This is a genomic window from Kitasatospora sp. Ki12 (genome assembly GCF_054601375.1).
The window spans coordinates 3,987,309-3,993,974 of record NZ_BAAIHT010000001.1 but is presented as its reverse complement, the minus strand read 5'-3'; the positions used below and the strand labels follow the sequence as shown (position 1 = coordinate 3,993,974).

At 71.8% G+C, this 6,666-nt stretch carries 6 protein-coding genes; 2 read left to right on the top strand and 4 right to left on the bottom strand.

All coding sequences use genetic code 11. The features are described from left to right. Positions 1-81: 81 nt before the first annotated feature. Positions 82-930: an LLM class F420-dependent oxidoreductase gene (locus tag ACYP53_RS17675; protein WP_459647926.1), complete on the bottom strand. Its 849-nt coding sequence runs from the start codon at positions 928-930 to the stop codon at positions 82-84. Between the two features lie 207 nt (positions 931-1,137). Between ACYP53_RS17675 and ACYP53_RS17670 the strand changes: the two genes are divergently transcribed. Beyond that, a complete protein-coding gene (locus ACYP53_RS17670) occupies positions 1,138-1,653 on the top strand; it encodes a hypothetical protein (protein ID WP_459647925.1) in 516 nt (171 codons plus the stop codon). A gap of 196 nt (positions 1,654-1,849) precedes the next feature. Here the strand turns inward: ACYP53_RS17670 and ACYP53_RS17665 are convergent, their stop codons facing one another. Beyond that, complete coding sequence (locus ACYP53_RS17665; protein ID WP_189914978.1) at positions 1,850-2,635, bottom strand: hypothetical protein; 786 nt, start codon at positions 2,633-2,635, stop codon at positions 1,850-1,852. Positions 2,636-2,805: 170 nt separating this feature from the next. Between ACYP53_RS17665 and ACYP53_RS17660 the strand changes: the two genes are divergently transcribed. Beyond that, positions 2,806-2,967: a hypothetical protein gene (locus tag ACYP53_RS17660; protein WP_189914980.1), complete on the top strand. Its 162-nt coding sequence runs from the start codon at positions 2,806-2,808 to the stop codon at positions 2,965-2,967. Here the strand turns inward: ACYP53_RS17660 and ACYP53_RS17655 are convergent. Continuing rightward, on the bottom strand, positions 2,925-3,686 hold the full coding sequence (locus tag ACYP53_RS17655; RefSeq protein WP_459647924.1) for a GNAT family N-acetyltransferase: 762 nt from the start codon (positions 3,684-3,686) through the stop codon (positions 2,925-2,927). The genes ACYP53_RS17660 and ACYP53_RS17655 overlap by 43 nt on opposite strands. A gap of 172 nt (positions 3,687-3,858) precedes the next feature. Continuing rightward, positions 3,859-6,546, bottom strand: coding sequence for a DNA polymerase I (polA, locus tag ACYP53_RS17650; protein ID WP_189915386.1), 2,688 nt, complete (start codon positions 6,544-6,546; stop codon positions 3,859-3,861). Between the last annotated feature and the right edge of the window lie 120 nt (positions 6,547-6,666).

Genomic DNA, 6,666 nt, shown 5'->3' with positions numbered 1-6,666 from the left:
GGCCAATCTCTGATCGCGCACTGGGAGTCGACCCCACCGACTTCCCACGCGTGGGCATCGCCACGCGGAACGCCTCCCCGGTCAACGGGGGAGATCGGCATGCCTCTCCAGGAACGTGCCCACTGCGACCGGGTCCTCCAGCGGCAGCGGGTAGACCAGCAGCCGGTCCACGCCGAGTTCCGCGTAACGCAGCGCGCTGTCCGCGTCCACCTCGACCGGATCGATCTGCATGAAGTTGATCTCCAACCGGCCCAGCCGCGCCGGTCGGCACACCTCGGTCGCCGCCTTGCGCAGCCCTTCGAGGTGGGTGGCCAGGTCCTCCGGGGAGCTGCCGTTGCCGATCCAGCCGTGCCCCTTGGCGACCGCCCGCCGGTACGCGGCCGGGCTGTGCCCGCCGATCACGATCCGCGGACCGTCGGGCCGCACCGGGCGCGGATGCGCGTCCACGTGTTCGAAGTTCGCGTACCGGCCGTGGAACTTCGGGTCCGATTCGGTCCACAGCTGCCGCATCGCGTCCAGGTACTCGTCGGTCCGGCCGCCGCGCTCGGCGAGCCGGACGCCCACCGCGGCCATCTCCGGTTCGAGGTAGCCGGGTGCGACACCGAGGAGGACCCGGCCACCGGACAGCACGTCGAGACTGGCGACCTGCTTGGCCAGCACCACCGGATTGCGTTGCGGCAGGATGAGGATCCCGGTGCCCAGCTCCAACCGCTCGGTCAGCGCGGCGACGTAGGACAGGTGCACCAGGGGGTCGAGAATCGGGTCGGTGGGCGCCATCGGCGAGTCGGGTACCCGGGGGCTGGGCAGCACCACGTGGTCCCCCACCCACCAGGAGCGGTAACCCAACTCCTCGGCCCGGCGGGCCAGCCGTGCCGTCTCCGCCGGCCCCACCGTCGCCTTGGCACTCAGACCGTACACACCCAGTTCCACGAGACCTGCCTCCGTCGATTCCCGCCCGACAACTGCACCGCGGCCCCGGACCGCACACGAGGTACGCACGGCCGGGTCGCCGCCGAACGGCCTCGAACACGCCGAGTCCGTCGGCACGGCCAACCGGCCGTGCCGACCGCCCATTCCCGAGCGGCACGCGATACTTGCTCCAACCTTCCTTCCCCACCGGCTTGTTGGGAGAGCACTGTGTACCGCGACGACCGCCCGCGCGAGCTCCGCATCCCCACCGACCGCGAGACCGCCGAGGAGTGGGGCGAGCGGATCGCCGTACTCCGCGACGCGCCGCCCGGGTGGTTCGTCCTCCTCGGCCGACAGTCGACCAACGACTACCTCTGCCACCTCGACCTCGACTACCACCTGGGCCGCGAGTTCATCGCCATCGTCCAGACCTCGCGCCCCCTCCCACCGGTCCACCGGATCGGCTCCGTCACCACCCCGGAGTCCCAACTCGGCAACTTCCTCGCCAACTCGGGCCGCATCGACCCCCGCACGATGCTCGGGCCGCTCGACACCGTCACCTCCACCGGCGAACTCCGCCTCGACGGCACCCCCACCCCCGTCGAGATCCACCACAGCCACGGCTGCCGCAGCGCCCTGCTGCCCCGGCTGCCCTCCCAGCAGGGCTACGTGATCGTCACCGCCCCGGACGAGCACTGGACCGCCGTCACCGACCTCGCCCTCGCCTCCCCGTCCGCGTTCTGACCCGGGCGGCGGCACGGAAGGGGCCCGCCCGAGGACCGACGGGCCCGTGCGCGCCACGGGTCGAGCGGGTCGAGGCCAACGCCCTGGCGCTGCTCGACGCGACCGGCTGCCCCACCGCCTGTCGGCCGTGGCCCGAAGTCCTCGGGCCACGGCCGAACCCACCCGCCGGGTCAACGCCCGGAAGTGACGCCAGTACTCAGGCGGTCAGGGCGATGATGCGGGTCCAGTCCGGTTCCAGCTGGCCCTCGGCGAGTTCGGCGAAGATCCCTTCGGTGTCGATCCGGCCGGTGGAGATCACGCCGTCACCGGCCCGGTAGAACAACAGCTCCCGCCCCACGGGGACGATGATCGACCAGTTCGGCGCCAGACCGCCCTCGGCCAGCTCGGTGAAGAGGCCTTCGGTGTCGATTCGGCCAGTGGAGATCACTCCGTCACCCGCCCGGTAGAACAGCAACTCCCGCCCCACCGGCACGATCAGCGACCAGTTCGGCGCCAGACCGCCCCCGGCCAGGTCGGTGAAGATCCCGTTGGTGTCGAGGTTGCCGGTGGCGATTCCGCCGTCGCCGGCGCGGTAGAACAGCAGCTCGCGGTCCACCGGCACGATGTGGGTCCACCCGGCCGCCAGCTGCCCCTCGGCCAGCTCGGCGAAGATCCCGTTCGTGTCGATCCGGCCGGTCGAGATCACCCCGTCACCGGCCCGGTAGAACAGCAACTCCCGTCCCACCGGCACGATGTGGGTCCACCCGGCCGCCAGCTGCCCCTCGGCCAGCTCCGCGAAGATCCCGTTCGTGTCGATCCGGCCGGTCGAGATCACCCCGTCACCGGCCCGGTAGAACAACAGCTCCCGCCCGACCGGCACGATGATCGACCAGTTCGGGGCGAGCTTTCCGTCGGCCAGTCCGGCGAAGATGCCGTCGGTACCGAGTCTTCCCGTCGCTATCAGGCCGTCGTCGGTCCGGTAGAAGAGCAGTTCCCTGGACATGCTTCCTCCTCAGTCGCAGGGACCGGGGCCGCGTCGTCAGATGTGGACGCACGGTCACCGTCGGGTCGGTCCCGTGCCGACCGGCTCCCTCCACGCTACGCGCACGCACCGTCGGGTGTCACCAGCCGGATCGGCCGCCACCGCGATGCCTTTGAAGGCTCAACATCCCGATGACGGAGCGCAGTTACGGTGACCACGAGTCGCCGGCGCGGCCCTACCGCCCGTCCGTCCGCGCGCAGGAAGTCGGCCCCACCGACTTCCTGCGCGGCACGGGGCGCGAGGCCGTCGTTCAGGAGGACGCCCACCAGGTCGAGGGCGTGGCGACGGTGTAGCCCAGCGACTCGTACAGCGGCCTGCCCAGCTTCGAGGCGGTGAGCGTGGCCGGCAGGTCCGCCAGGTGGGCGAGGGCGCCGAGCATGACGGCCCGGCCCACGCCGCGCGACCGGAACGCCGAGGACGTGGCGACCCAGTAGTGGCTGCCGACGCCGTCGTCCAGCACGCTGACGCAGGCTCCCGCGGTCTCACCGTCGATCGAGGCGATGAAGACGTCCACGCCCGGCTGTTCGATCAGTGCCGCCGGGAAGAGCTCGCCGGCGCGGTAGGGCTCGAACCCGTCCAGCTCGAAGCCCTCGATCACGACCCGCTCGGCGGTCCGGAGGTCCTCGGGCTCCCGGACCCGGATCACGTCCAGCGCCGGTTCGGCGACGGGCCCGGGCAGGCGGAGCATGATCGGCATCTGCCAGTTGCGCAGGCCCAGGTGGTTCAGGTCGGCCGAGCTGAACGGGTCCTCGACGTACGCCGTCCCCGCGGCCCCGCGGACCAGCTCGCTCACCTCGGCCAGTTCGCCGGGGTCGAGGTCGGGCTCCTGGATCAGGACCCGCAGTCCTGCCCGCTCGTCGCCGTCGACCGCGACGTATCCGCGGCGCCGGATCACCTCGTGCCCCCGGCTCCGGCCGGTCGCGGTCCAGAAGGCGGCGGAGTTGCGGGCCTGGCGCGTCGGCGCCTCGGCCAGGGAGACGGGCTGGTCGGTCGAAGTGGCTCCTGTTGTCATTGTGCCTACGGTAGTACGGAATTGACCCATCGCACGGGCCAATTCCGCACGGGCCGGCTGGGCCACCGGCCACCCCGGGCCCGCACACGCCCACTGCACCACCGTCGGGCCGACGTGACGGCGGGCCCGGACGCTCCACGCGTCCGGGCCCGCCGGGTACCGCACGCCGCCGTCAGTGCGCGGCGGCCTCCCAGTTGGCGCCGAGGCCGACGGAGACGTCCAGCGGGGCGCGCAGCGGGTAGGCGCCCGCCATCTGCTCGCGGACGATCGCCTCGACCTGCTCGCGCTCGCCGGGGGCCAGCTCCAGGACGATTTCGTCGTGGACCTGGAGCAGCATCCGGGAGGTGAGCCCGGCCGCCCGCAGGGCCTCGTCCACCCGGAGCATGGCGATCTTGACGATGTCGGCGGCCGAGCCCTGGATCGGGGCGTTGAGGGCCATCCGCTCGGCCATCTCGCGGCGCTGGCGGTTGTCGCTGTTGAGGTCCGGCAGGTAGCGGCGGCGGCCGAGCAGGGTCTCGGTGTACCCGGTGGCACGGGCCTCGTCGACGACCCGGCGCAGGTAGTCGCGCACGCCGCCGAAGCGCTCGAAGTAGGTGTCCATCAGGCCCTGGGCCTCGGCCGGCTTGATGCCGAGCTGCTGCGAGAGCCCGTACGCGGACAGGCCGTACGCCAGGCCGTAGGACATCGCCTTGATCTTGCGCCGCATCTCGGCGTCGACCGCGTCGCCGGGGACCTCGAAGACCTGGGAGGCGACGGTGGTGTGCAGGTCCTCGCCGGTGGCGAAGGCCTCGATCAGCGCCTCGTCCTCGGAGAGGTGCGCCATGATCCGCAGCTCGATCTGGGAGTAGTCGGCGGTGAGCAGCGACTCGTAGCCCTCGCCGACGACGAAGGCGCGGCGGATGGCGCGGCCCTCCTCGGTGCGGACCGGGATGTTCTGCAGGTTCGGGTCCTGCGAGGAGAGCCGGCCGGTGGCGGCGACCATCTGGTTGAAGGTGGTGTGGATCCGGCCCTTGGGCGAGACGGTCTTGAGCAGGCCCTCGACGGTGGTGCGCAGCTTGGCTTGGTCGCGGTGGCGCAGCAGGATGACCGGCAGCTCGTTGTCGGTCTGGGTGGCCAGCCAGGTGAGGGCGTCGGCGTCGGTGGTGTAGCCGGTCTTGATCTTCTTGGTCTTGGGCAGCGCGAGTTCGCCGAAGAGGATCTCCTGGAGCTGCTTGGGCGAGCCGAGGTTGAACTCGTGCCCGGCGGCGGCGTGCGCCTCCTCCACCACGCGCTGGATCTCGGCGGCGAACTGGGCCTCCAGGCCGGTGAGCCACTCGCGGTCGGCGGCGATGCCGTAGCGCTCCATCCGGGCCAGCAGGGCGGCGATGGGCAGTTCCATGTCGTGCAGCAGCCCGGCGGCGCCGACCTCGGCGAGGCGGGTGTCGAAGAGCGCGGCGAGGTCGAGCACGGCGCGGGCCTGGAGCATCAGCGACTGCGCGGCGGCCGTCTCGTCCTCCTCCGGCGCGTCGAAGGTGAGCTGGCCGCTCTCGGCGGCGGGGGCCGGGGTGAGGGAGCGGGCCAGGTACTCCTCGGCGAGCACCTCCAGGGTGAAGGTGCGGCGGCCGGGCTTCTCCAGGTAGGCGGCGAGCGCGGTGTCGGCGACGACCCCGGCGATGGTCCAGCCGCGCTCGGCGAAGGCGCGCATGACCTGCTTGGCGATGTGCAGGGCCTTGGGGGCGGCCGGGTCGGCGAGCCAGTCGGCGAAGGCCCGCTCGTCCTCCTCGGCGAGCAGCGTCGGGTCGAACCAGGCGGCCGACTCGCCCGCGGCGAGGGCCACTTCGGTGACCTCGCCGGTGCCGAGCGCCCACTGGTAGACGGCGGCGAGGGCGACCGCGTTCTTGCCGTCCGAGGCGTGCTCGCGCAGCCAGGCGGCCAGGGTGCCCGGGTCGGTGAGCAGTTCGCCGTCGACCTCGACGCCGGGGGCGAGCTCGGCCTCCTCGGCGGCCTCGCCGGCGGCCGGGTCGATGCCGAAGACGCGGTCGCGGAAGTTGGCGTTGCGGAACTCCAGCGACTCCATCAGGGTGCCGACGGCGGACTTGTCGAACGCGGTGCGCGCCAGGTCGGCGACGCCGAGCGGGAGTTCGACGTCGCGGACCAGCTCGGTGAGGACGCGGTTGCGCTTGACCGAGTCGAGGTTGTCGCGCAGCTTCTCGCCGATCTTGCCCTTCACCTCGTCGGCGCGGGAGACGAGTTCGTCGAAGGAGCCGAACTGGTTGACCCACTTGGCGGCGGTCTTCTCGCCGACGCCGGGGATGCCGGGCAGGTTGTCGGACGGGTCGCCGCGCAGCGCGGCGAGGTCCGGGTACTGGCGCGGGGTGACGCCGTACTTCTCGGTGACCTTCTCCGGGGTGAAGCGGGTGAGCTCGGAGACGCCCTTGGTGGGGTAGAGGACGGTGACGTGGTCGGTGACCAGCTGGAGCGAGTCGCGGTCGCCGGTGACGATGTCGACGTCGTAGCCGGCCGCCTCGGCGGCGGTGGCGAGGGTGGCGATGATGTCGTCGGCCTCGAAGCCCTCGGCCGTCAGCCGGGGGATGTTCATGGCGTCGAGCAGCTCGCCGATCAGGCCGACCTGGCTCCTGAACTCGTCCGGCGTCTTGGCGCGGTTGGCCTTGTAGTCGGGGAACTCGACGGAGCGGAAGGTCTGCCGGGAGAGGTCGAAGGCGACGGCGAGGTGGGTGGGCCGCTCGTCGCGGACGGTGTTGGCGAGCATCGACGCGAAGCCGTAGACCGCGTTGGTGGGCTGCCCGGTGGCGGTGTTGAAGTTCTCCACCGGCAGGGCGTAGAAGGCCCGGTAGGCCATCGAGTGCCCGTCGAGCAGCATCAGCCGGGGCCGCGGACCGGCTCCGCCGCCACCCGTCGCGCCCTTGTCCGTACTCTGCGTAGCCACGTCAACGTCCGTTCCTGCCGATTCCACTACCGGCCACCGATCCTATGGCCCGGC